This is a genomic window from Paenibacillus sp. FSL R5-0912 (assembly GCF_000758605.1).
In the GTDB taxonomy this organism is placed as follows: domain Bacteria; phylum Bacillota; class Bacilli; order Paenibacillales; family Paenibacillaceae; genus Paenibacillus_AQ.
In genome coordinates this window covers 5,542,772-5,565,427 of sequence record NZ_CP009282.1, presented here as the reverse complement: position 1 = coordinate 5,565,427, position 22,656 = coordinate 5,542,772, and the positions used below count along the sequence as shown (strand labels likewise).

Annotated in this window: 23 protein-coding genes; 21 read left to right on the top strand and 2 right to left on the bottom strand. The window is 48.7% G+C overall.

All coding sequences use genetic code 11. The features are described 5' to 3' along the window. Nucleotides 1-43 precede the first annotated feature (43 nt). Genes R50912_RS23610 through R50912_RS23585 form a run of 6 tightly spaced genes read left to right on the top strand, consistent with a single transcriptional unit; the run spans nucleotide 44 to nucleotide 4,813 of the window. Entirely contained in the window at nucleotides 44-388 is a 345-nt protein-coding gene (locus tag R50912_RS23610) for an ArsR/SmtB family transcription factor (RefSeq protein ID WP_042238330.1), read from the top strand. Further along, nucleotides 389-1,699 (top strand): arsenical efflux pump membrane protein ArsB, encoded by a 1,311-nt coding sequence (locus R50912_RS23605; protein WP_042238328.1) that lies wholly within the window; start codon nucleotides 389-391, stop codon nucleotides 1,697-1,699. Nucleotides 1,700-1,720: 21 nt separating this feature from the next. Next, nucleotides 1,721-2,140, top strand: a complete 420-nt coding sequence (gene arsC, locus R50912_RS23600; RefSeq protein ID WP_042238326.1) for an arsenate reductase (thioredoxin) — start codon at nucleotides 1,721-1,723, stop codon at nucleotides 2,138-2,140. 55 nt (nucleotides 2,141-2,195) lie between these two features. Continuing rightward, nucleotides 2,196-2,555: an arsenite efflux transporter metallochaperone ArsD gene (arsD, locus tag R50912_RS23595; RefSeq protein WP_042238324.1), complete on the top strand. Its 360-nt coding sequence runs from the start codon at nucleotides 2,196-2,198 to the stop codon at nucleotides 2,553-2,555. 20 nt (nucleotides 2,556-2,575) lie between these two features. Further along, nucleotides 2,576-4,363: an arsenical pump-driving ATPase gene (gene arsA, locus R50912_RS23590; RefSeq protein WP_042238322.1), complete on the top strand. Its 1,788-nt coding sequence runs from the start codon at nucleotides 2,576-2,578 to the stop codon at nucleotides 4,361-4,363. An 18-nt stretch (nucleotides 4,364-4,381) separates the two neighbouring features. Next, on the top strand, nucleotides 4,382-4,813 hold the full coding sequence (locus R50912_RS23585) for a protein-tyrosine phosphatase family protein (RefSeq protein ID WP_042238320.1): 432 nt from the start codon (nucleotides 4,382-4,384) through the stop codon (nucleotides 4,811-4,813). A gap of 74 nt (nucleotides 4,814-4,887) precedes the next feature. On the opposite strand, the gene R50912_RS23580 is transcribed toward R50912_RS23585, so the two are convergent. Next, complete coding sequence (locus R50912_RS23580) at nucleotides 4,888-5,115, bottom strand: thioredoxin family protein (protein WP_042238317.1); 228 nt, start codon at nucleotides 5,113-5,115, stop codon at nucleotides 4,888-4,890. A 55-nt stretch (nucleotides 5,116-5,170) separates the two neighbouring features. Then, nucleotides 5,171-5,512 (bottom strand): permease, encoded by a 342-nt coding sequence (locus R50912_RS23575; protein WP_042238315.1) that lies wholly within the window; start codon nucleotides 5,510-5,512, stop codon nucleotides 5,171-5,173. Nucleotides 5,513-5,634: 122 nt separating this feature from the next. On the opposite strand from R50912_RS23575, the gene R50912_RS23570 reads away from it, so the two are divergent. The 15 genes from R50912_RS23570 (at nucleotide 5,635) to R50912_RS23500 (ending at nucleotide 22,622) form a co-directional block, all read left to right on the top strand. Continuing rightward, entirely contained in the window at nucleotides 5,635-6,903 is a 1,269-nt protein-coding gene (locus tag R50912_RS23570; RefSeq protein ID WP_042238314.1) for an anaerobic sulfatase maturase, read from the top strand. A gap of 186 nt (nucleotides 6,904-7,089) precedes the next feature. After that, complete coding sequence (locus R50912_RS23565; RefSeq protein WP_042238312.1) at nucleotides 7,090-7,335, top strand: acyl carrier protein; 246 nt, start codon at nucleotides 7,090-7,092, stop codon at nucleotides 7,333-7,335. 13 nt (nucleotides 7,336-7,348) lie between these two features. Then, on the top strand, nucleotides 7,349-8,677 hold the full coding sequence (locus tag R50912_RS23560; protein WP_052416649.1) for an ATP-grasp domain-containing protein: 1,329 nt from the start codon (nucleotides 7,349-7,351) through the stop codon (nucleotides 8,675-8,677). Nucleotides 8,678-8,710: 33 nt separating this feature from the next. Continuing rightward, nucleotides 8,711-9,820, top strand: a complete 1,110-nt coding sequence (locus R50912_RS23555) for a hypothetical protein (RefSeq protein ID WP_042238311.1) — start codon at nucleotides 8,711-8,713, stop codon at nucleotides 9,818-9,820. Continuing rightward, a complete protein-coding gene (locus tag R50912_RS23550; RefSeq protein ID WP_042238309.1) occupies nucleotides 9,774-10,952 on the top strand; it encodes a radical SAM protein in 1,179 nt (392 codons plus the stop codon). The genes R50912_RS23555 and R50912_RS23550 overlap by 47 nt, the downstream gene beginning before the upstream one ends. Nucleotides 10,953-10,954: 2 nt before the next feature. Further along, nucleotides 10,955-11,842 (top strand): hypothetical protein, encoded by an 888-nt coding sequence (locus R50912_RS23545; protein WP_042238306.1) that lies wholly within the window; start codon nucleotides 10,955-10,957, stop codon nucleotides 11,840-11,842. Continuing rightward, the gene (locus R50912_RS33495; protein ID WP_052416648.1) at nucleotides 11,842-12,753 is read left to right on the top strand and encodes an FkbM family methyltransferase; all 912 of its coding nucleotides are present in this window, start codon (nucleotides 11,842-11,844) and stop codon (nucleotides 12,751-12,753) included. Before R50912_RS23545 ends, R50912_RS33495 begins: the two co-directional genes overlap by 1 nt. Before the next feature lie 10 nt (nucleotides 12,754-12,763). After that, complete coding sequence (locus R50912_RS23535; RefSeq protein ID WP_042238304.1) at nucleotides 12,764-13,747, top strand: ABC transporter ATP-binding protein; 984 nt, start codon at nucleotides 12,764-12,766, stop codon at nucleotides 13,745-13,747. Beyond that, on the top strand, nucleotides 13,744-14,547 hold the full coding sequence (locus R50912_RS23530; protein WP_042238303.1) for an ABC transporter permease: 804 nt from the start codon (nucleotides 13,744-13,746) through the stop codon (nucleotides 14,545-14,547). Before R50912_RS23535 ends, R50912_RS23530 begins: the two co-directional genes overlap by 4 nt. 9 nt (nucleotides 14,548-14,556) lie before the next feature. Continuing rightward, a complete protein-coding gene (locus tag R50912_RS23525; RefSeq protein ID WP_042243090.1) occupies nucleotides 14,557-15,360 on the top strand; it encodes an ABC transporter permease in 804 nt (267 codons plus the stop codon). Nucleotides 15,361-15,387: 27 nt separating this feature from the next. Beyond that, on the top strand, nucleotides 15,388-16,446 hold the full coding sequence (locus R50912_RS23520) for a Gfo/Idh/MocA family protein (RefSeq protein ID WP_042238302.1): 1,059 nt from the start codon (nucleotides 15,388-15,390) through the stop codon (nucleotides 16,444-16,446). Next, a complete protein-coding gene (locus R50912_RS23515) occupies nucleotides 16,439-16,690 on the top strand; it encodes an acyl carrier protein (RefSeq protein WP_042238301.1) in 252 nt (83 codons plus the stop codon). Before R50912_RS23520 ends, R50912_RS23515 begins: the two co-directional genes overlap by 8 nt. Beyond that, a complete protein-coding gene (locus R50912_RS23510; protein WP_042238300.1) occupies nucleotides 16,684-18,201 on the top strand; it encodes a discoidin domain-containing protein in 1,518 nt (505 codons plus the stop codon). The genes R50912_RS23515 and R50912_RS23510 overlap by 7 nt, the downstream gene beginning before the upstream one ends. A 95-nt stretch (nucleotides 18,202-18,296) precedes the next feature. Continuing rightward, on the top strand, nucleotides 18,297-20,741 hold the full coding sequence (locus R50912_RS23505; protein WP_042238299.1) for a glycoside hydrolase family 38 N-terminal domain-containing protein: 2,445 nt from the start codon (nucleotides 18,297-18,299) through the stop codon (nucleotides 20,739-20,741). Between the two features lie 327 nt (nucleotides 20,742-21,068). Continuing rightward, nucleotides 21,069-22,622 carry a response regulator transcription factor gene (locus tag R50912_RS23500; RefSeq protein ID WP_042238298.1) on the top strand — a complete coding sequence of 518 codons (1,554 nt, stop codon included), beginning with the start codon at nucleotides 21,069-21,071 and terminating at the stop codon, nucleotides 22,620-22,622. Nucleotides 22,623-22,656: the final 34 nt, after the last annotated feature.

Sequence of the window (22,656 nt, the reverse complement as noted above, 5' to 3'; positions counted from 1 at the left end):
AAGCGTATAGTTATATAATGATGTGGTGAAAGGGGGGCTGAAGATGAGTTTTGATCTGGATGAGCTGGATGAAGTATCACAGACGTTGAAGCTACTGGGGGATAAAACTAGGCTGACGATGATGAAGCTTCTGGAGAAGCAGGAGTGCTGTGTATGCGAGCTTGTTGATATTTTCAAGACTAGTCAGCCATCTGTGAGCCAGCACTTGCGGAAGCTCAAGGATGCGGGGCTGGTCAAGGAGAACCGGAAAGGCCAGTGGATTTTTTACTCGGTGAATCCAAACAGCATCCAGCATGAATTAATTCAGAATCTGATTGCCTTCGTTCCTTCACAAGATCATGAATTAGAAGAGCTCGATAAGAAAGGCTTAAGAATTTCATGTGACTAAATGGAGGTTAGCGGATTGGTTTCTGTATTCTTAGCGGGTTTCATTTTCATTGTTACCTTAGTATTTGTCATTTGGCAGCCTAAAAACTTGTCCATTGGCTGGTCTGCCTGCGGCGGAGCGGTACTCGCTTTACTTGCCGGAGTAGTCAGCTTTAGTGATGTTAAGGACGTTACCTTGATTGTATGGAATGCCACATTGGCCTTTGTTGCGATCATTCTGATCTCGCTCATCCTCGATAAAATCGGATTCTTCGAATGGGCTGCCCTACATATGGCCAGAGCTGCCCGGGGGAATGGAACCCGGATGTTCATCTATGTCACCATTCTTGGTGCGATTGTAGCCGCGTTCTTTGCCAACGACGGAGCGGCGCTCATTCTGACTCCAATTGTGCTGGCTATGGTCCGTGCGCTGAATTTTGATGAGAAGAAGGTCTTTCCGTTTATCATTGCCAGCGGGTTCATTGCGGATACTACGTCTTTGCCGCTGGTTGTAAGTAATCTGGTGAACATCGTATCGGCGGACTTTTTCGGGATTACCTTTATGGAATACGCTGGACGGATGCTGATGCCTACTCTGTTTTCCTTGGGGGCAAGTATTCTGGTTCTGTACTTCTTTTTCCGTAAAAGCATCCCTAAGAAATTCGACAGCTCCCAGCTGAAAAATCCGCAGGAAGCGATCAAAGATAAGAAGATGTTCAAACTGTCCTGGTGGGTATTAGCGGTTCTGCTGGTAGGATACTTTGTGAGTGAGTTCCTGAATATTCCGGTGTCTGTGGTAGCCGGGGTTATCGCAATTTTCTTCCTTCTCATGGCAAGAAGAAGCCCGAATGTTCCCACGATGGAAGTCGTGAAGGGTGCGCCCTGGGCGATTGTATTCTTTTCCATCGGGATGTATGTCGTCGTATATGGCCTGCGCAATGCGGGGCTGACGGACGTCCTTGCCGATGTCATCCAGGCTGTGGCTGATCAGGGGCTGTTCGCCGCAACGATGGGGATGGGCTTTATTGCTGCAATCATCTCTTCCATAATGAATAACATGCCTACGGTGATGATTGATGCGCTGGCCATTGATGCTACGCATACCTCGGGACTGATTAAGGAAGCCTTGATATATGCGAATGTCATCGGCTCTGACTTGGGACCGAAGATTACACCGATTGGTTCACTGGCTACCTTGCTGTGGCTGCATGTGCTTTCGACCAAAGGGGTGAAGATATCCTGGGGAACGTATTTCAAAACAGGTATTATCCTGACGATCCCTACACTGTTTATCACACTGCTTGGCCTCTATATAACGTTAAATCTATTTTAAAATCAAAGGAGATTACAACTCATGGATAAGAAAACCATTTACTTTTTGTGTACAGGAAACTCCTGCCGGAGCCAGATGGCCGAAGGCTGGGCTAAGAAATACTTGAGCGAGGAATGGAATGTGTACAGTGCAGGTATAGAGGCTCACGGTCTGAATCCGAAAGCTGTTCAAGCGATGAACGAAGTAGGAATTGACATCTCAGCTCAAACGTCTGATATTATTGATCCGCAGCTGCTTAATAATGCTGACCTTGTGATTACATTGTGCGGAGACGCTGCAGATAAATGTCCAATTACTCCGCCCCAAGTGAAACGTGAGCACTGGGGATTTGATGACCCTGCGAAAGCGCAAGGAACAGATGAAGAGAAGTGGGCAGTCTTCCAGCGGGTTCGTGATCAAGTGGGCGAGCGCATCAAGCAATTCGCTGAAACAGGAAAATAAGACAGAGTAACAGCCGGGGCTTCCCGGCTGTATTTCTAAGGAGGAGATGGAGTTCATGAAAAGAATTGAAATCTATGATCCGGCGATGTGCTGCTCCACCGGTGTATGTGGGCCTGTAGCTGATCCTGAATTAATTCGTATATCTGCTGTAGTTCATAACTTGAAGAAGCAGGCTGTAGATGTATCCAGATATAATCTGACCAGTGAACCGGATGCCTTTGTTACGAATGGTGAAGTCAGACAATTGCTGGCTGATGAAGGTCCTGAAGTATTGCCTGTTACTTTTGTAGACGGGAAAGTGGTTAAGAAACAGGGCTACCCCACGAATGAAGAGTTAGAGCAGTGGACAGGGATTGCCGCAGCTGAATTGACAGCCAAGCCCCGCATCCGTCTTGAAATCAAGACGAAGTCATAATGAAAGAAAGAAGGCATACCATGTCTAAACTCTTTGATCCACTGACTATGCTGCCGACACCTTACCTGTTCTTTACAGGGAAAGGCGGGGTGGGTAAGACCTCAACAGCCTGTGCGGCAGCAGTTGCGCTGGCAGACTCCGGCAAACGGGTTCTGCTGGTGAGCACAGACCCCGCCTCCAATCTACAGGATGTTTTCGGTGTAGAGCTGTTTAACCATCCCACTCCCATTGAAGAGGTTCCCAATCTTTTTGCGGCTAATTTAGATCCGGAGACTGCCGCCGAAGAATATAAGGCAAAAGTGGTTGCTCCTTACCGGGGAGTATTGCCTGATTCGGTCGTCGCGTCGATGGAAGAACAGTTATCAGGAGCATGTACGGTGGAAATTGCTGCTTTTGATGAGTTTACAACCCTGTTGACGGATGAGAAATTGAAGGCACAGTTCGATCATATTCTGTTTGACACTGCGCCAACAGGACACACGCTGCGGCTGTTGCAGCTGCCTTCAGCCTGGAGCGGCTTCCTGGATGAAAGTACGCATGGTGCCTCATGTCTGGGTCCACTGGCGGGTCTGGAAGGTAAAAAAGTTCTATATCATGAAGCGGTTAAATCCTTATCGGACAAGGATCTGACTACCCTAATCCTGGTTACCCGTCCGGAGCTTTCTCCCTTAAGGGAAGCCGCACGTGCATCATCTGAACTAAAAGAAACCGGGATAAAAAATCAGCTGCTTGTGGTTAATGGGGTACTTACTTCATCTATCAACGAAGATGAAGTTGGGAAGAGCTTTGTAGAGCGGCAACAGAAGGCGCTGTCACATATGCCTGCTGAACTACAGGCTCTAGCAAGCTACACAATCCCCTTAGCTCCCTTTAATGTTACAGGCATCGCAAGCTTGCGTGCATTCTTCGCTCCAGTCCAAGGGAATCCAGATCATGTACAACAGGTAGAGGTAAACGCTGACATCCCCTCACTTGAAGCCTTGATCTCCGATTTGGAGGGTAGCGGGATTCGGGTGATTTTTACGATGGGTAAAGGCGGTGTGGGGAAAACAACTGTAGCCTCTGCTATAGCTGTCGGCCTGGCCGAACGGGGACACCGGGTTCATCTCAGTACAACAGATCCGGCGGCTCATCTGGAATATGTATTCGGTGATCATTCCGATCAGATTTCCGTAAGCCGGGTGGATCCGAAGGTGGAACTAGAGAAATATCAGCAAGAGGTGATCCGCCAGAATGCAGATTCCCTGGATGAAGAGGGGCTTGCCTTCCTGGAAGAGGATTTAAGATCGCCATGTACCGAAGAGATCGCCGTGTTTCGTGCATTTGCTGACTTGGTAGAGCGCTCTGAGGAAGAGATTGTAGTTATAGATACAGCACCAACCGGACATACGCTGTTATTGCTGGATGCGACTCAGGAATACCATAAGGAAATCGCCCGTTCTTCCGGCGTCATTCCGGATTCCGTGCAGCATTTACTGCCGAGACTTCGTGATCCGAAGGAGACAAGCGTCGTTATTGTCACGCTGGCGGAGGCAACGCCGGTCTATGAAGCCTCCCGCCTGGAACAGGATCTGAAGCGTGCGGGTATACCAACGAAATGGTGGGCGATTAATCAAAGCTTTGCTGCTGCAGGGACAACAGATCCAGTGCTTAGCGGGCGGGCTCATGCAGAACTGAATTGGATTCAGAAGGTAGAACAAAATGCTGAGGGGCATGTGGTAATCATCCCTTGGAAGTCTAATGAAGTAACCGGGTATGAGCAGCTTAAAGAACTCTCGTGGCGGAAAGCAACTGCTGCTAGAGAATAGAGATAGGGGAGAACTATAATGGCGAATTATCATGAATTGATCGAAGGTAAAGTATACATCGGCGGGGAGAATGCGCTACTAGAAGCCCTGCAGGAGCAAGAGATTACCGATGTGTTTGACTTAAGGGATACCGGAACGAAGGCAGAAGGCTTCCCTGAGCATGTAACCCGTCATCATTTTCCGATCGTGGAGGATGAGGGCGGACAGGAAGATTCTGTTCAAGCGGCAATCCAGGCAGTTACGGCAGCAGTAAATGATGGGAAAACTGTGTATTTCCATTGTGCCGGCGGACGGAACCGTACAGGAACTGTGGCCACAGGAGTCCTGCTTGAACTTGGCCATGCTGCGAATGTAGAAGAGGCGGAAGCCTTGGCCAAAGAAAAGCGTCCGGATATCAACATCAAGCAGGATATGCGTGATATACTGAAGGGCTTTTATTCATCCAAGTAAAGTGAAATTCATATTCAAAAGAGCTATTTCCTAAGGGGGATGGCTTTTTTGTTATGGAGTTGAAATACATGCACTTACAGCAGCTTCTTAATTTCCTCAACCGATGCCACTCTGCCCATAATTTTCACTTGATTGTCAACAACCAGTGCTGGTGTTTTCATGACTCCGTATGACACAATCTCCTTATAATTCTGAACCTTTTCGAAAGTCACATCCAATCCAAGTTGTTTAACTGCTTCTCTAGCATGCCCCTCCAGTTTCTTGCAGTTTGCGCATCCAGACCCTAGAATCTTGATAATCATTAATAAATTCCTCCCATGTTAGATAATAATATTACTTGTTCTTGTTTCTACTGTTCTAAACAATAAGATTGAACAAATAACCGACCAGAATAATACCAATACCAGTTATCAGTACAAAAGCGGCGATTAGTTTCGGTTTGATCACCTTTCGCAGCAAAATCATCTCAGGTAATGACAGCGCAGTGACCGCCATCATAAAGGCGAGTGCGGTTCCCATTCCCACCCCTTTATGAATTAAAGCTTCTGCAATTGGGATTGTACCTAAAGCGTTGGAATAAAGGGGGATTCCTAGAACGACGGCAATAAATACCGCAAAGGGATTATCAGGTCCGGCGTATTTGGCAAGCATCTCCGCAGGCACTATGATGGCTCCTATTTTTTTCGTATGTTTAAGCAACTGACCTCCATGTCGCCAAGTGAATTTATCGCTATAGGCCAGCCGCTGGACATGGAGGATTTTTTTGGATAATGGCACCTGAAATACCGAAGATTATTTCCAAATGAGTATAGGAGGGTATTATGACCGGTACATGTTCAACAACCGATTACGGAAATAACGGGAACGTTGGCGTATTGTGGAAGACCGTTTCAGAGGATTGTAATTTGGCCTGCGATTATTGTTATTACAGCACCTGTGGAGGGAAGCCCGGTCCACGGATCAACCGGATTGATTCCGCTGTCCTGAATACATTTATCCAAGAATATATGGAAATGAGCAAGGGAAGTGCCTCCTTTGCTTGGCAGGGAGGAGAACCTCTGCTCGCCGGGCTGGATTTTTTTGAAGAGGTCGTGATGCTTCAAGCGGCGTATGCCCCTGCACATACAGAAATCAGTAATGCCCTGCAAACGAACGGCACGCTGATCACAGATAAATGGGCTGCTTTTTTCCGGGAATACCAGTTTTTGATTGGCATTAGCGTGGACGGACCTAGAGATATTCATGATGAGCGGAGGGAGGATTCCCGAGGGCAAGGGAGCTTTGATCGGGTTATGAAGGGTATTGATTGCCTGCGTCGGCATCAAGTGGATTTTAATATTCTTACAGTGCTTCACCGGGGGAATATCAATAAGGCCAGAGAGCTGATTGAATTCTATGAGCGTGAAGAATTTACATATGTACAATTTATTCCTTGTATGGACTTCCGTTCTCAGGAAACAGGCATGCCTGGCAGCTATGATATCACACCCGAGGAGTATGGACAATTCCTGTGTGAAGCTTTTGATTACTGGTATAATGACGGGCAGCCGCGGACATCAATTCGAATCTTCGACAATATGCTTAGTGTCTATACGGGCCGAGAGGCTGAGTTATGTGTTCACCGCTCCGGATGCAGCACCATGCTGGTACTGGAACAGAACGGGGACGCCTATCCCTGCGACTTCTATATTCACGATGACTGGAGGCTCGGCAATGTGGCCGAGGACAGCTTGAACGAATTGCTGTCGCATCCCGCACGGAAGTTATTTCTTGGAATGAAGCAGACGCTGCCTGAAGCTTGCCGCAGCTGTGAATACAAGCCGCTGTGCCACGGAGGCTGTCCGCGCAACCGCAAATGGGCAGATGATCTGAGTGTATCGGACCCGGATTATTTCTGCGCCGGCTACAAGCGCATTTATGCTTATGCCGATGAGCATATGAAGACGCTGGGAGCATCGCTACGGCGGCAGCTGTTCGCGGAGAATGTACAGCGATACTTTAAAGGTCGTCTTCCGGGCCGCAATGATCCTTGTGCATGCGGCAGCGGCCGGAAATTCAAGAATTGCTGTGCAGACATTGCCGTGTCCTAGCCGGGAGTTCATTGATCTGCCTAATTTGATTTATATGAAGTCTGCCTATTAAGGCACGCTTTTTTTAATCCAATAAAAAACCTATACATTTCATAAAAATGTGAGTTAGAAGCTGGAGCCGTAGGATTGTATGATTATTGGTAAGGAATTCCTTATTAAAATTCATCATGCGAGGGGAATTGTGATATGCAGGATACCATTGTGCGGATCTTGAGTGAAATTAAGAACAATCCGGAGCTGTTGCTCACAGCCACTGAAGCCACCGATATTGTGAATGATGTAGGTCTGGATTCCTTGCAAATGATTAATTTCATTCTCCGAATCGAAGACGAATTCGAAATTGAGTTTGATTTTGATCATTTTGCCTATGAGGATTTCCAGTCTATCGGGGATTTCATGGGGTTCATCACAGCCACGCAAACCGCTTCTTAAGGGGGCTTCATGGATGAAGTCAACCGTGGTTCTAGGCACCTTTGATTCAGAGGCGTGGTGGCGGAGTCCGCATGGATCTATGCTTCCTTCTATGAACAGCAGCCAAGCTGTGACGATGGGTATGGATGAATTGTTGTTTCCGTTATGCAAGGAGCAGGACATTCTGTTCACCCGGCAGCCCATGGACGAGCTTCTTAGAAGCTATTTATCGCTGCTCGGCTATACCTTCACCAATGTTCATTGCAGAAATCCCGTTCATGCGGATGACTACAGGCTGCATGTGTTTGATCTTCTAATGGCTGATGCAAGCTACTACCAGCAGCTACTCCCGCAAGATGCTCTGATCTCTCCCTATTCTATTCTTTCTGATACCAGTGAGTTAGTGCGCAGGTTCAATTTCGGTAATCAGTTTCCCTCCTTAGATACAGTTCGAGCTGTGAATTCAAAGATTTATTCTCATGAACTAAGACAAAGATTGGGCATTCGCAATAGTTCCTCGATAGCTGAAAGTTCTGAGGAACTGCTGACCTACGGGCTTCAGCTGCTACGGACCGGACAAGTGCTGGTGAAGGACCCGCTGGGTGTCTCAGGCAAAGGCAATATGTTAATTTCAAGCGAGAGAATGCTGAGAAGAATTGCGGCCTATCTGCAAGAGCAAGAGAATAGAGGCAAACAAACACAGTTCATTATCGAACCCCTGCTTGATAAAACGGAGGATTTCTCCTGTCAGCTGTTCCTAACAGAGCAGGGGGAAGTGGAATTGTTGTCTGTTCAACGAATGGTGAATGAAGCCTTCTCTTATGTAGGCTCCTATCCTGCCGGTTCCGGGTTTACCCGGATGCTCCGGGACAAGGGTTATTTCAGCATTATGGAAGATGCCTGCAAGGACTTGTTCGAGACAGGCTATCACGGCGAGGTGTGTATAGATTCCATGCTGCTGGCAAGCGGTGAGCTGGTGCCCATCGTTGAGATTAATGCCAGAAAGTCCATGGGGCTGATTAATCATCATCTCAATAACTATTTACAGCAGTATTCCTTGTCCAGCTTTTTGACCTTTATCTCGGCAGGCTGCTCCACGGAAGTGACCATGCTGCAGATTCTAGAGGTTCTGAGAGCAGGCGGATTGTTGTTTACGGAAGAGAACAGGCAAGGAATTATACCACTGGGTGCAAACACGCTTTTCGGCTCCGGCAATACAGCATTTCCTGACGCGGAGTCTGAATGGCGGAAGGGGAAGTTTTATGTAGCTGCTCCCTATGCCTCTAATGTGAGTGAAGCATTAACTCTAATCCACCGGGTAAAGGATGTCTTGAAGTCTCTGGCGATTAAGATTTATAACTGACCAGTCTTTATTGTAAAACGAGGGAGCTGACAAATGATTACCATTTTATGCTCATCTGTCGCTTTGGGAGTCTATACGCCTGCGGTCCTGTTACGTGACGAGCTAAGCAGGTCATATGAGGCCGATCTGGAAGTGCTGGAAAGCCTGTATCCGCCCGAAACAAGACTGAAATTAACCGAAAACAAGAAGGTTTTCTCTACGAGGTTTGAAGTAGCCAAGCTGGGTCACAGAATGATCAGGGATATCACACCGAATCTGGACCCGCATCTGGTAACCCGGCTTTTAGGCAAGTGGGCTGAAGAGAACCGGAGGGTGTTTATGGTTTTCTCAGGATTCTGGATGCCCGTCGTAGAGGAGTATGCGAGGAATTACCGCAAGGATGTCCATGCAGAGCTGATTCATATGGATGCGTTTATATCTCCTTCGTGGAAGCTGTATTCCAACAATATCCGTAATGATCTGTTTACGGTGAACGATGTCTGGTTTTTTGACGGGGCGGCTGGGCGGGTGAATTACAGTATTTCGATGGGTCATGCTGCCCCTAAGGACTATAAGGAACGTGACAACCGGTTCGTTATCCATGGCGGCGGCTGGGGAATGGGGACCTACAAGGAGACGGCAGCAGAGCTGAAGCACTCCCTGGAATTGAACATCGTCATTCACGAGCTCACGGATGATCAGGCTTATGGAGAAGAGCACCGTTATTACATGGTGAAGCCGGGCTGGTCGCCCTGGATGAAGAACGAAGAGCATGAATATACCCTGCCGCCGTTCGGTGAAGTTATCAATCATTGTTTTTGCGAGGATACCGGGGTGAAGCATAGCTTCTATCAGCTGATCTGTAACTCGAAGGCTATTATCAGCAAGCCGGGGGGAGGAACCCTGCTGGATTCGCTGGAATCCTTCACGCCGGTTATTTTCCTGGAGCCGCTGGGTGAGCATGAAGCCTGCAACGCGGAGCTATGGGAGCGGCTGGGTTTTGGAATAAGGTATGAGCGCTGGATGAGTATGGGTTGTCCGCTTGAGATGTTGGAGTTATGTAGTGAGAACTTAAGAAGCTATAAGACTCAGGTGTTACATTACGGGAGGTGCTTTCATGAGACAGCCGCAAACATCCGTAGTTCTGGACCGGGATTCCTTTGAGCGCTTGAAGAAAACCATTAAACATATGTCGGTAACGCACAAGCAGGTTCATCTTGACCCAACGTATTCTACGAATCTTCCGGTCGAGGTCGGGCTTAAATTAACCAATGGCTGCAATCTGCGCTGCAAGCATTGCTTTGAATGGAACTCTGAGGGGTATCACCGGGATTTAGGCAGAGCCGAGCAGAGAGAAGAACTGGATTTTGCAGTGATTGAAAAAGTGTTCCGGCAAACAAGGGAAACGAACGCCAATATGTTCCTTTGGGGAGGCGAGCCTCTATACTACAGCCGGTTCAATGAACTGGCCGACCTGCTGGAGCAGGACCCCAGATGGACGGTGTTATGCACCAACGGAATTCAAATCATAGAGAAGCTGGATTCCATCCTCAAAATGTCCAAAAGTCTGGTCTGTCTGATCAGCCTGGAAGGCTTCGAAGCGGAGAATGATGCGATCCGGGGAAAAGGCACCTTCAAGAAGGTTATGGCGGGCATTGATAAGCTGCTGGAGCTGGAGAAGGAGGGTATCTATCAAGGGAAAATCTCCATCCATCTGACCATTAGCGATGTCATGATCGATAAGCTGTATGATTTTGTTGAGTTTTTTGAACAAAAGGGGATTGACTCGGTGTATATTACCTTCCCGTGGTATTTGCCGGACGAAGTGTCCAGTAATATGGACCGCTATTTCAACGAGCATTTCAAGTGGCTGGCAGATGATCTGGAGGAAGGGCACCGCAACAGCTGGCATTCGTTCAAGTATCGCATCTCCCCTGACAGGATTGATCCGCTGCTTGCGCAGATGGAGAGGATTAACCAGCGAACCTGGAACTTAAGAACACGGTATCAGCCTGCGCTTGAAATGGATGAAGTACGGGACTTTGTATTGGGTTCAGAGAAGCCCGCCCAGAATAAAACGCAATGCTTGTCGATCCGCACCAGACTGGATGTGCTGGCTGACGGTGAAGTCAGTGCCTGCAAATTATTTCCAGAGTTCTCCTTGGGGAATCTGGCGGATCAGGATCTTAAAGAGATATGGGATGGCGAGAATTTCGAAAGAGTCCGGGAAACCCTGCAATGCGGCCTGATGCCGGTATGCTCCAAATGCATTCTGCTGTATCTTCACGGGAAGTAAGGATGGAGGCTACAACGAAGAATTCTGCTGTAAGCCGCGAGCTGATGGATTGGGTGGTTCCCCTGGGTCCTTATGATTGTTTATTGAATACGGTTACATTCTGGCTGTCTAGGCATCATGCCGATCCGAATCCGCTGTACAGGTATAATTTCTCCATTAATTATTATGCAGGCTATGACTGGTTCGACAGTACGGTGCCGGTGAATGAACTGTTTAGCTTTATCCGGCGTGCTTATGGAGTTAGATTGGAGCCTTGCCGTTTAGACTCGATGGTTAGTGGACGTATGTATTTGCTGCCGGTGGATGCCCACTATGTGCCCTACATGAAGGAATTTTACGGGAACGGCCATATGCTGCATTATGTGCTTGCTGAAGCGGCAGACGATCAGAGCCTGAGAGTTACAGATCCTTATTTCAAAATCAGCCTATTGGCAGACAGAACTTGTGTGGAGCAGGCATGGCGCACCTTCAGCGAACCGGTTATGGAAATCAGCCCGCCCCTCAGCCTGAATCCTGACCTGAACTCTATCCGGCCGTACTTAACTACACAGCCCTATGAAGAGTTGGTCACCCGCACCTATGCCCAAATTTCGGAACGGATCATGGATGTTGGAGCTTATAGGGGGGCGGAGAATTTAATGGATAATCCTGTGTTCAAACAACAGTTTGGCTGCATCCGCACGATTGCTCTATCGCGGTTAAGGCATTTCGGCACCTGCAGCACCATGGATTACGCTCATCTCGGCTCAGCCTGGAGGAAGCTTGAAGTGAGCTTCATGAAGATGACGATAAGCTTGGACAGAGGGGTAACGGCTACCGTGAATCATCTGAAGCAGATTGCGGAGGATGAGCTAGCTTATTTACATTCCTATGCAACAGGAGGCCGATGATGCCGGAAGAAACCAGGTACGAGCAGATCCAGCGGATGTTTTGGGAGAAGAGGGTCGAGGCTGTCCAATTGCTTAGACGGGTGCTTAAAGAGCAGGTGGAGCAGATTGAAATTCATCAAGCGGAGACCCGGATCAGGCTGACGGACGGGAGACGGTTTCTTTGGGATACCGGGCACTTGAACAGTCTTGGTTTTCTCATGCGGGATGGATTTGTGGAGCGCGAAGAGAGCCGGTTATTGTCCATTCTGATCCGTGAAGGATTTGAAGTATTGGATATCGGGGCGAATTATGGATGGTATTCCACGTTATTCGCACAAGCGGTAGGGCAGGGGGGCAGAGTTCATAGCTTTGAGCCGGTAAGCCCCACCTTCGCTGAACTGGCAAGAAACATCCAATTAAATAACCTGCAGAATGTAGTTCTCAATCAGCTTGCGCTGTCTGACTATAACGGGGAAGCGGAGATCTACCTGCCTGTACGAAGCGGATCGGAGGATGCTGCGTTGGTGATTGACCGGGCCTTGCAGCATGAAACCTACCGTTGCCGGGTGCAAACTCTGGATACGTACATTGAGCAGCAGCATATCAGTCACATTGACCTGATGAAAATCGATATTGAAGGCGGCGAATTAAAAGCATTAAAGGGATTTGAACAGTATTTGCAGCAGCATCATGAGAAGCCCATGCTCATGCTGGAAGCGACGGAGGCTCTGGCAATGCGGTTCGGAAATTCGATAAGTGATCTGTTCCGGTTTTTGCAGCAGTATCAGTATCAGCTCTTTCAACTGGCCGCAGAGGAGCTTGTGGAGCTGGACAGTGCTGCGGAGCTTACGGCACAGAATATATTTGGTCTTCAGCCGGAGCATATCCGGATATACAGCCCGTTCATCAGATTGATAACCATTGCAAAGTAGGGATGCCGGTATGGTCATTCATGTGGATCAATTAAGCAAGTCCTTTGACTACTACAAAAAAGAAACGGGAATCCGAAACTCCATCAAGAATCTGTTCCACAGGGAGAAATTAACCAAGGATGCCGTGAACAAGGTCTCGTTCGATATTCATGAAGGCGAGATGGTTGCGTTTCTGGGGCCGAACGGAGCAGGCAAAACCACCACTTTGAAAATGCTCTCCGGCATCCTGTATCCGAGTGGCGGCAGTGCTGAGGTACTGGGCTACACGCCTTGGGATCGGGAAAATGACTTCAAGAAGCAATTTTCCATTGTCATGGGCCAAAAAAACCAGCTGTGGCTGGATCTGCCGGCAAGTGATTCCCTGTATCTGAACAAATGTATTTATGAAATCAGCGATCAGAAGTATAAGGATACCCTTGACGAATTAGTGACGCTGATGGATGTCAGGCACCTGCTGCATGTACAGGTCCGAAGACTGTCCTTGGGTGAACGGATGAAGATGGAGCTGATCGCTGCTTTGCTGCACCGGCCCAGGATTATATTTCTGGATGAGCCGACGATTGGCCTGGATCTGGTGTCACAGAAGAACATCCGCGAGTTCCTCAAGGCTTACAATCATGAATTCCGCACAACGCTGCTGCTGACGAGCCACTATATGAAGGATATTGAAGATCTGTGTAAGCGGACCATCGTGATCAATCAGGGCAAGCTGGTGTATGACGGGGAGATCCGCAAAATCAACGAGGTCATGAATGAGAAAAAACGAATGAAGCTGACCTTCTCGGCCATCGTCGACCGGAAGGATCTGGCCGTTATGGGTTCTATTAAAGAATATAGCGGCTATGACGTCATTCTCGAAGTGGAGCGCGCGAAGTTCAAAGAGTATTCCAGAATGGCCATGGATCACTTTCCCGTCATTGATCTGAATCTGGAGGACATTCCCCTGGAGGAAGCCATTGCACGTTTATATGAACAGCCGGAGCCGCGCGGATGAACAATAAATTTGCCGTCAGCTTTTCGCTGGGAATCCAGAACTCCATGGAATACCGCTTTAACTTTTTTATGGGTTTTGCCAGTCTCTTTTTCCCTATCTTCATCCAGCTCTTCCTGTGGAAGGCGGTCTATAGCCATGCCTCCAATATGAACTTGTATGGCTATACTTACCACCAGATGATCGTCTATACCATCGTAGCTGCCCTGATCTCGCGGCTGGTGGCTACGGGTCTGGAATATGACATTAACCATGATATCAAGAGCGGGGGGCTCAATAAATATCTGGTGCGGCCGGTCGGTTATTTTCCTTATAAAATATGTGTCTACCTTGGGGGGAAGGTCCTCTCGTTTGCCATTACGTTAATCATGCTGCTGGGCGTGGTGCTGTTCATGGTTTATTACTTCAAGGCGCCAATCAGCGTATCGCGTATACTGGTTTTTGGTGTCGTGCTTATGCTGGCGGTTGTGCTTAATTTCATGATCTCATTCGCGGTCAGCGCGATTGCCTTCTGGTTAACCGATGTCTCTTACTTTTTTCATGTTACAGCGTTATTGATTCAGATATTTAGCGGCGGGATTTTCCCGCTCGATATTTTTGGGGCGACATGGCTGGCTGTCTTCGATTACCTGCCGTTCAAGTATACGATCTACATGCCGGTGAATGTAATCAACGGCAAGCTGACCCTGCTTCAGGCGCTGCATGTGATAGAGCTGCAACTGCTATGGATTGGACTCATTATGTTGCTTACGCGCTATATTTGGAAAGTGGCGATCAAGAAATATATTGCCGTAGGGGGTTAAGTGAACCCGATGCTCAGATCACTTCGGAAGTACGGTTTCATATATACCTTGTTCATCAAAAATTCCCTGATGTCCCAAATGGAGTATAGAGTTAATTTCCTGATGGGCCTGCTGGTGGAGACCTCCTATCTGTTCGCCAAATTCCTGTATGTGATTATTGTCTATGAGGCGGGATTAACGCTGGATGGAGTGCCCATTGATGCGATATTGCTGTTTATTGGCACTTACACCTTGATGACGGGGTTATATTGGGGACTGTTTGCCATCAACTTCGTGCAGATCCCGGAGCATGTAAGAACCGGGTCACTTGATATTTTGTTAACGAAGCCGATTTCCCTGCAATTTATGATGACGTTACGGAATGTGGACTTTGGTCTGGCGATTCCGAATGTGCTGGGCGGCATGACCATGGTTGTGGTGGGCTGGAGAAGACTGGGGCTTCCGGCTGATGCCGCTTCAATAGGCGGGTTCATCTGCTTCCTTGTACTGGGGCTGCTCATGACCTACACCTTGTTCCTGATCCCGCAATTATTATCGTTCTGGTTTATTCAGATTGCTGCTGTCAATGACATCTCAAATGGCCTGTTCGAGCTGAATAACATGCCAATGATGATTTACTCCAAATGGATACAGCGAATAGGGATATTTGTTGTCCCTGTTCTATTGATTACTAACTTCTCACCCTTATTCGTGCTGGACCGGTTACATCCGGGCCTCTTCCTCTGGGCTATTCTGTCTCCCATCCTGTTGCTGGGAATCACGAGATGGATCTGGTCCAAAGCGATTCGTAATTACAACAGCTCTGGCGGCTAGATATCCGGAATCACAGGAGGTAAGGATATGAATACTCAGAAGCCATATCGGATTGGTATTTTGGGCTGCTCCACAATCGCTCCGTTCTCGATCATTAACCCGGTCAGGGAGCTTGATCAATTTGTAACGTATGGTGTAGCGTCGCGTGATTTGGACCGGTCTGCAGCCTATGCGCTGAAGCATCAGATTCCGCATGTTTTTGAAAGCTACGATAAGCTGCTGGCGTCGGCGGACATTGATGTGGTCTATATTCCGTTATCCAATTTCCTGCATAAGGAATGGACGCTGAGGGCGATTGAGGCTGGCAAGCATGTCTTGATTGAAAAACCGATAGCCTTGCTTGCCGATGAGGTTCTGTTCATCAATGAACGGGCCAGGGAACAGGGTGTGCATGTCCTTGAAGCGCTAATGGTGCAGCATCATTCGTGGCAGCAGGATATAACGGACATGATTACAGCTGAAACCTACGGCAAATTGAAAAAAATCAAAACCCGGATCTCCTTTGAAATTCTGCAAAGCAACTACAGCGCGGATAATTACCGGTTCAAGCCTGAGTACGGCGGTGGCTGCTTCATCGACGAATGCTCGTACTGGCTGCAGTTTATCCAAAAGATTATCGGCTTGAAGCCGCAGACACTGGACGGATTCTCGACATTCTCCGGCATCAATCAATGCGACTGGACCTTTCATGCGGCGCTGCAATATGAGGGGGGCGTCGAGGCAGAGTTCCTGGGTTCCTTTGAAATGCCGAACAATGCCACCCACTGGCTGGAGTTTGAGCGGGCTAGGGTAAGGATCAGCGGCTTTTTTAAGCCTTGCTATGGGGATTACAAGATCATCATTCAGGTTGAACATACGGAAGAAGGAACAACAGACAAGCTTGTATACTCTCCGCAGAATTACTATGTGAACCAGCTCCGGTTCTTGGCAGAGGTTCTTGGGGGCACCAGAGAGAATATCCCCTTATCCGAATCCTATGAACGGGTGGCAACTATGAACGCCATCTATGAGATTGCCAGGAAAAAGCATGCTGGGCAGCCTACCCTGGAAGATAGACCGGACGGGGAGGCTGTGAATTATGGATGACAGAGAACAGGAGATTCGTAAGCTACTCGCTCAATTGCCCGGCGGTTCTCCCCACCTGAAGAATGCAGGTATGGACGCGGATTTGCGAGGTTATGGCATGGATTCTTTGTTGTTTATTCATTTTGCGGTGGTCCTGGAAGAGCATTTCTCAATAGAGGTGAGCCCGGAATTTCTCGATATAGATAAACTATACAGTCTTCAGAAGTGGAGAGAATATATTGATTCACAGGATCTTGTATGTTAGTAGCCCTGGAGATGGACTATTTCAGCGAGGGCTACCGGACCATGCACTCCAATTGTGTGGATTTGCCCATGGCAGGTGCCGCAGGCTTTCATCAGTATGAGAACTATTTCTACTATACCTTCCTGTATGCCATCATGATGAATTGGGGAGAGGCAGCGGGCGGGGACTGGGTGGCCTCCAGACGCAGCATTCTTAACAAGCTGGGCTTGACCCTTAAGGTAACTGAGGTTCTGGATGCTGCTGGGCTGCTGTCTGTGATTCACATGAACATTGATCAGCAGTGCCCGGTCGTGATGATTGCCAACTACAACTATCTGTTTTTTTTGAGCCAATACGGGACGGTCATTGATGATCATGCCGTGTTAATCACGGAATATGATTCAGCCAGAAGGCTGATCGTGATCCGGGAGAATCAGCTGAACAAAGAGGTAACCTTGAATGTGATGAAGGGGGAGCCTTTTTTCAAGCTGCAGCTGACCGAGGAGATGATAGCGGATATCTGGAATAAATCCAATGCTTCTTTCAAGGAAATCAGGAATTATTGTTATAACAAGCTGTTTAGCGTAGCGAAAATAGGCGAATCGGAGGTTCACAGCTATCTGGAGCTGGTTGAGGATTTCGCACAGTGCTATAAGAACCGTTCCAGCCATTTAATAGAATCTGTGGAACGGTTCAATGACAATGTCTCTCTTATGGAGGGGCTTAATGATGCAAATGCCATTGCGGTTGAATTTGAAGGCATGCGCAGGAGTTATCACGGCTCGGCGATCATTATGTTTGATATCTTCGAGAAGGCGCTGCCCTGGGTATCCGCTCATGAAGAATGGGGGCAGATATTCGGCGGGTTCCGGGATCAATATATCAAATTCAGATACCATCTGATCTCCAGTCTCCATGCGGATACGCTGAGACGGAAGCTGATGCCGCCGGATAGAATTCTTCAGCTTACAGAGGAGATTAGACAACTGGATACGGAGTTGTTCTCTCTATTGGAGGAACTGATCCTACATCACTCACAGCACCATAATCAGCAGGTTCTTGGCAATGCCGCACAGGCTTTAATTAACTATGCGGCTTGCGCCGAGGTATCGGCAGATAGTGAGTATAGCCCTGATCCGGAAACCGTATGTAGAGCAAGCCAAGCCGTAAATGGCAGGCGGGAGAATTGGATCACGGATTCCTGGCATTCAGACAAATCCCAGCCAGTCCATTGGCTGATGCTGGATCTGCTGAAGCAGAGAGAACTTCTGAGATTTGTGATCAGGCATTCGCCTGCCCCCGGCTATATCACGATGGATTATGAGCTTCAGGGCAGCAACGACAAGGAGCAATGGGAGCAAATAGCGGCTGTACGGAATAATGAGTCTGTCTTAACCGCGCATGAGGCTGACGGCTGTTCGTTCAGATACATCAGGCTATATATCACTTATCCGGCCCAGAATGATTTTCAGGCTCGGATTTTTGAGCTTGAGGTATGGGGGCCAGCTGTAACCCACGCCACAAAAAACTGACATGATTCAAAAGAATGTAATATATCTTTGGATTTAGCCTGGTAGCTATAATAAAAATGTAAAAAATACATGCCATATTGAATGGAGAATCTACAATGAACAACAAGAAAAAATGGAAAATATTTGTTATTCATCATTCCCATACGGATATTGGTTACACCGAGCGGCAGGAGAAGATAGAGCAGTATCACGTAGATTTTATCCGGCAGGCTGTTGCTATATGCGAGGCTTCTCATACGGAGGCCCGCAAAGAATGGGCGGGCTTTAAGTGGACCTGCGAAACCTTCTGGGCCGTGGAGAAGTTTCTGGAGGAAGCCACGGAAGCAGAGAAGGAACAATTTGCAGCCGCGCTCAGACGCGGGGATATCGAGTTATCGGGCACCTACTTGAATATGACGGAACTGATCAATTTTGAGCTGCTGGGCAGTATGCTTGCACGGGCAGGGCAATTCGCCCGGCCGCTGGGGCTTCAGGTGAAGTCGGCCATGACCGCAGATATTAATGGATACAGCTGGGGTTATGCACAGGCTTTGGCAGACGCAGGAGTCGAGAATTTGCTGTCCAGTATCCACACACATCACGGGATGTTTGCCATCGGGCGCAAGCAATTCCCCTTTTATTGGGAGACACCCAAAGGCAACCGCCTGCTGGTATGGAGCGGCGAGCATTACATGATGGGGAATGATCTGGGGATCAATCCGGATGGGGCATTATCTTATACCATCAAAGACGAAGACCCGGTATGGGGGATCTCTAAAGATCACTGGAAGCTGGCCGAGACCCGGATTGCCCGCTATCTGGATCAGCTGGAGAAGGAGCAGTATCCATACGATTTTGTATTGGTGAATGTCATGGGGCTGCTGCGGGATAACTCGGCGCCAAATCCAAGAATCATGACCTTCATCAAGGAATGGAATCAGAAGCACGGGGACCATGTAGAGCTTGAAATGACAACGCTTAACCGGTACTTCGAGCGGTTGCGGCAGCAGGAGGCCGAGATTCCTGTCTATAGCGGTGACTGGCCGGACTGGTGGTCCGATGGCGTGGCTTCGACCGCGATGCACACCCAGATCTTCAGGAATGCCCAGCGAACCCTGGACGTAGTTAAGCGGCTGGACCCGGAGCGCAAGATGGCGGCATCAAGCGATATTGCCCAGGCAGAGCAGCAGTTAATGATGTATGCCGAGCATACCTGGGGATATCACTCCTCCATCTCGGAGCCCTGGCACATCATGGTGCAGGAGCTGGCAGTCCGCAAAGAGGCGTATGCCGCCAATGCCAGCAGACTGGTTCATGCCTCGCTGGATGCGGTTCTGAAGGCGCGGGGCGATGTGCTGCTACGGGCAGACCGGGCATTCACCTATAAAGTAATCAATTCCTTCGATTACCCCGTAGAGGATCTGGCTCATTTCTATCTGGAGGAGCAGTGGGAAGCGGATTATTTCCGGCAGGGGCTCGAGGTGGTCGATGAGCAGAGCGGAGAAGTGGTCAGCCATCAGCAGGAGAAGGTAAGCAGAGGATACCAGATTGCGGTCATGGTCAAGCTTGGCGCGAAGGAAGAGAAGCGGTTCCGTATCCGGGAAGCCTCGAAGACCGTCCCGGTGACGACAAGCAGCACCCGCTTGCGGGGAGCCGACCGGATTCATGATATACGGGATATCTACCCTCCTGTGCAAGAGGAGACCCCACGGCTGTTCATCACGGAGAATCATATTGAATCGCCTTGCGTACGTATTGCGTGGAGAGCCGGTGAAGGCATCGTCTCCTGGATAGATAAGCAAACCGGCCAGGAATTCATTGATCCCCGTCAGACGCACGGAGCCTTCACACCGGTGTATGAAGTGACCCCCGGCGGCGGAGACGACCAGATGACCGTGCGGAGAATCATGGGCAGGAACCGTAAAGGCATGAATGTTCAGCGTTCTGAGGGTGTCCTCTCAGGTGTGAAGGAAATAACGAATGGACCGGTATATGGCATCATTGAATTGAAATATCAGGTTCAAGGAATGAGCCACTATTCATTATTCCTGAAGGTGTTCAAGGACCGGAAGAGAGTCGATGTCTCCGTCCGCATCCATAAGGATAGTGTGTGGGACCCGGAGAATGTGTACGTCGCCCTCCCCTTTAGTGCAGGCGGCAGCAGTGAACTGTGGTTCGAGAAGGCCGGGGCTGTCCTAAGGCCGGGAGTGGATCAGATCCCGGGCACCTGTACAGATTTCTATTGTATTCAGGAAGGGCTTGCGGTTATATCCCCTCATGGCGGGCTGTCCATTGCGACCCCGGATACGCCGCTGATGCAGACCGGACCTTTGGAATATGGCCCAAGACTCGTGCAGGGCCAACAAGAAGAGAACGCCCATACCTCATTGTATGCCTGGGTGCTGACCAATTATTGGGAGACGAACTTCAAGGCGACCCTCGGGGGATTCTACGAATTCCGGTATATGCTGCAATGGGGAAGCGAAGCAGATACGGCAGAACAAGCTATTCAGTTGTGCCACAGTGCCAATGCAGGCACGGTTGCATTCAGAACCACATAAATTCCGGCGGGCATAAGAAGGGCTGAATCTTTAATAGAGAAGCCCTTTTTTTGTCTAGTTAATAGGCTTCAAGCAATATAGATTGAACTTGGAAAAAATACAGACAGGGAAAAGTGACGGAGGAGAATTTTGGAACTGTAGGAGCGACAGCGTCCGCCTTTGTCACCGGATTTCCACCGCGAAGAGCAGTTTAAAATCGAGAAATCTGGGGACAACAGCGGCCGGAGGGCCAAACATTCTCTGGAGTCACGGCAATCCCGGATCAGAAGAAATACAAGTTCACTCTATATAGAAGAGAGCCTTGTGTAAAAAAGGGAGGTGTGCGCTGTGTACCGTATTCTGATTGTGGATGACGAACGCATTGAGAGAGAGGGCATTCAGCAATTAATACAGGAACACCATCTGGAGCTGGAGACACTCCTTGCGGCGAATGGCGAGATTGCGCTGGAGATCCTTGGGAAGCACAAGATCGATATTCTGATTACAGATATCAAGATGCCCTTTATGGACGGGCTGGAATTGTCGGAGAAGGTCAGCAGCCTGGGCCAGGATATTGAAATGATCATCTTCAGCGCTTACCATGAGTTTGAATATGCGAGAAGAGCCTTGCGGACCAACATATCGAATTATTTGCTCAAGCCGGTTCATATCCCGGAGTTTCTCAGTGTGGTAAGCGAGGCGATCCAGGCCTGTGAAGACAAAGCGGCAGAGAAATTGCGGAACGAACAGCTGGTGGAGGGGTATAACCGGGGACTTCTGTATGAGAAGGAAAAAATGCTGCTGGACTCTCTAAACGGAGTGAAAATAAATGCGGAGGCATGCATGTCTCCGGAACTGCTGGAATATGTCCATCACAAGCATTGGCTGCATATGATTCTGGTGGATTGCCGCCGGAAGTTTTTTGATATTCACAATGATGAATTCATTAGGCTGTTACACGATAACCTCAGCTACGCCTTCGATTATGTGAACTTGAGCGAGCATCAAAGTATGCTGTTCGTCAAGCACCCCCGCCCCATCCCCAAAGAGACGCTGCGCATGCTTGGAGATCAGATCATCCGCAGCACCGCCGGGAGCCTGGATCTGAATGTGGGTCTGGTGATCGGGAGAGCGGTGAATCAGCCGGAACAGTTGTATGAGGCCTATACCGAGATGGAGCAGATGCTGGAATTCAAATTTTTCATGGATGAGTATACTCTTCTATTTGCCGATGAACCCTTTGAGCAAGCGGGCTTCAATGAGATCGAATTGAAGCCGATTCTGGATAAGGTCTACCAGTGTCTGGAGTATAACGATTTTACCGGTGCGAAATACAGTATAGAGCTGCTGTTTACCTACCTGAGAACCAAAGGGCAATTCTCGTCCCTGTACACCAAGTTCATCTGTTCGGAAATTATGAAAAAGGTGGTGACGAGAGAGAAAAACCATGAGCCTGTGGAAATGAATCATTACTTGGAGCAAATTCATAAGACCGTTTCCCTTCAGGATCTGAAGGATCATATGTTTGCGATCCTGTCCCTCATGGAAACCGGCAGCGGAGCGAGCCCCAAGAAGGCCGCCAATCTCAAGCTGATCCGGACCATTACAGATGTAATCGACAAGGAATACGATCAGGACCTCTCTTTGGAGGGCATCGCGGAGAGGGTCTATTTGACCCCCAGTTATCTGAGCTATTTGTTCAAGAAGGAGACGGGCCAGAGTCTCATTCGGTACATCACGCAGGTGAGAATGGACAAAGCTGTCGAGCTGCTGAATACAACGAATATGAAGATCGTCGATATCTATAAGAAGCTGGGCTACAGAAGCTCGACCTACTTTATCCAGACCTTTCGTAATTATCATGGAGTCACTCCGGCCAAGTTCAGGGAAGGCTCTCCGTAGGTTAGCGCCCTCACCATGATCCAACTATTTCTCG

Excerpts from the sequence above, each read along its gene's own strand:
- R50912_RS33495 (WP_052416648.1), top strand. The coding sequence starts at position 11,842 with ATGCCGGAAGAAACCAGGTACGAGCAGATCCAGCGGATGTTTTGGGAG.
- R50912_RS23610 (WP_042238330.1), top strand. The coding sequence starts at position 44 with ATGAGTTTTGATCTGGATGAGCTGGATGAAGTATCACAGACGTTGAAG.
- arsC (WP_042238326.1), top strand. The coding sequence starts at position 1,721 with ATGGATAAGAAAACCATTTACTTTTTGTGTACAGGAAACTCCTGCCGG.
- R50912_RS23565 (WP_042238312.1), top strand. The coding sequence starts at position 7,090 with ATGCAGGATACCATTGTGCGGATCTTGAGTGAAATTAAGAACAATCCG.
- R50912_RS23585 (WP_042238320.1), top strand. The coding sequence starts at position 4,382 with ATGGCGAATTATCATGAATTGATCGAAGGTAAAGTATACATCGGCGGG.
- R50912_RS23525 (WP_042243090.1), top strand. The coding sequence starts at position 14,557 with ATGCTCAGATCACTTCGGAAGTACGGTTTCATATATACCTTGTTCATC.
- R50912_RS23515 (WP_042238301.1), top strand. The coding sequence starts at position 16,439 with ATGGATGACAGAGAACAGGAGATTCGTAAGCTACTCGCTCAATTGCCC.
- R50912_RS23505 (WP_042238299.1), top strand. The coding sequence starts at position 18,297 with ATGAACAACAAGAAAAAATGGAAAATATTTGTTATTCATCATTCCCAT.
- arsA (WP_042238322.1), top strand. The coding sequence starts at position 2,576 with ATGTCTAAACTCTTTGATCCACTGACTATGCTGCCGACACCTTACCTG.
- R50912_RS23560 (WP_052416649.1), top strand. The coding sequence starts at position 7,349 with ATGAAGTCAACCGTGGTTCTAGGCACCTTTGATTCAGAGGCGTGGTGG.
- R50912_RS23570 (WP_042238314.1), top strand. The coding sequence starts at position 5,635 with ATGACCGGTACATGTTCAACAACCGATTACGGAAATAACGGGAACGTT.
- R50912_RS23555 (WP_042238311.1), top strand. The coding sequence starts at position 8,711 with ATGATTACCATTTTATGCTCATCTGTCGCTTTGGGAGTCTATACGCCT.
- R50912_RS23530 (WP_042238303.1), top strand. The coding sequence starts at position 13,744 with ATGAACAATAAATTTGCCGTCAGCTTTTCGCTGGGAATCCAGAACTCC.
- R50912_RS23535 (WP_042238304.1), top strand. The coding sequence starts at position 12,764 with ATGGTCATTCATGTGGATCAATTAAGCAAGTCCTTTGACTACTACAAA.
- R50912_RS23550 (WP_042238309.1), top strand. The coding sequence starts at position 9,774 with ATGAGACAGCCGCAAACATCCGTAGTTCTGGACCGGGATTCCTTTGAG.
- R50912_RS23520 (WP_042238302.1), top strand. The coding sequence starts at position 15,388 with ATGAATACTCAGAAGCCATATCGGATTGGTATTTTGGGCTGCTCCACA.
- R50912_RS23510 (WP_042238300.1), top strand. The coding sequence starts at position 16,684 with ATGTTAGTAGCCCTGGAGATGGACTATTTCAGCGAGGGCTACCGGACC.
- arsD (WP_042238324.1), top strand. The coding sequence starts at position 2,196 with ATGAAAAGAATTGAAATCTATGATCCGGCGATGTGCTGCTCCACCGGT.
- R50912_RS23545 (WP_042238306.1), top strand. The coding sequence starts at position 10,955 with ATGGAGGCTACAACGAAGAATTCTGCTGTAAGCCGCGAGCTGATGGAT.
- R50912_RS23580 (WP_042238317.1), bottom strand. The coding sequence starts at position 5,115 with ATGATTATCAAGATTCTAGGGTCTGGATGCGCAAACTGCAAGAAACTG.
- R50912_RS23605 (WP_042238328.1), top strand. The coding sequence starts at position 389 with ATGGAGGTTAGCGGATTGGTTTCTGTATTCTTAGCGGGTTTCATTTTC.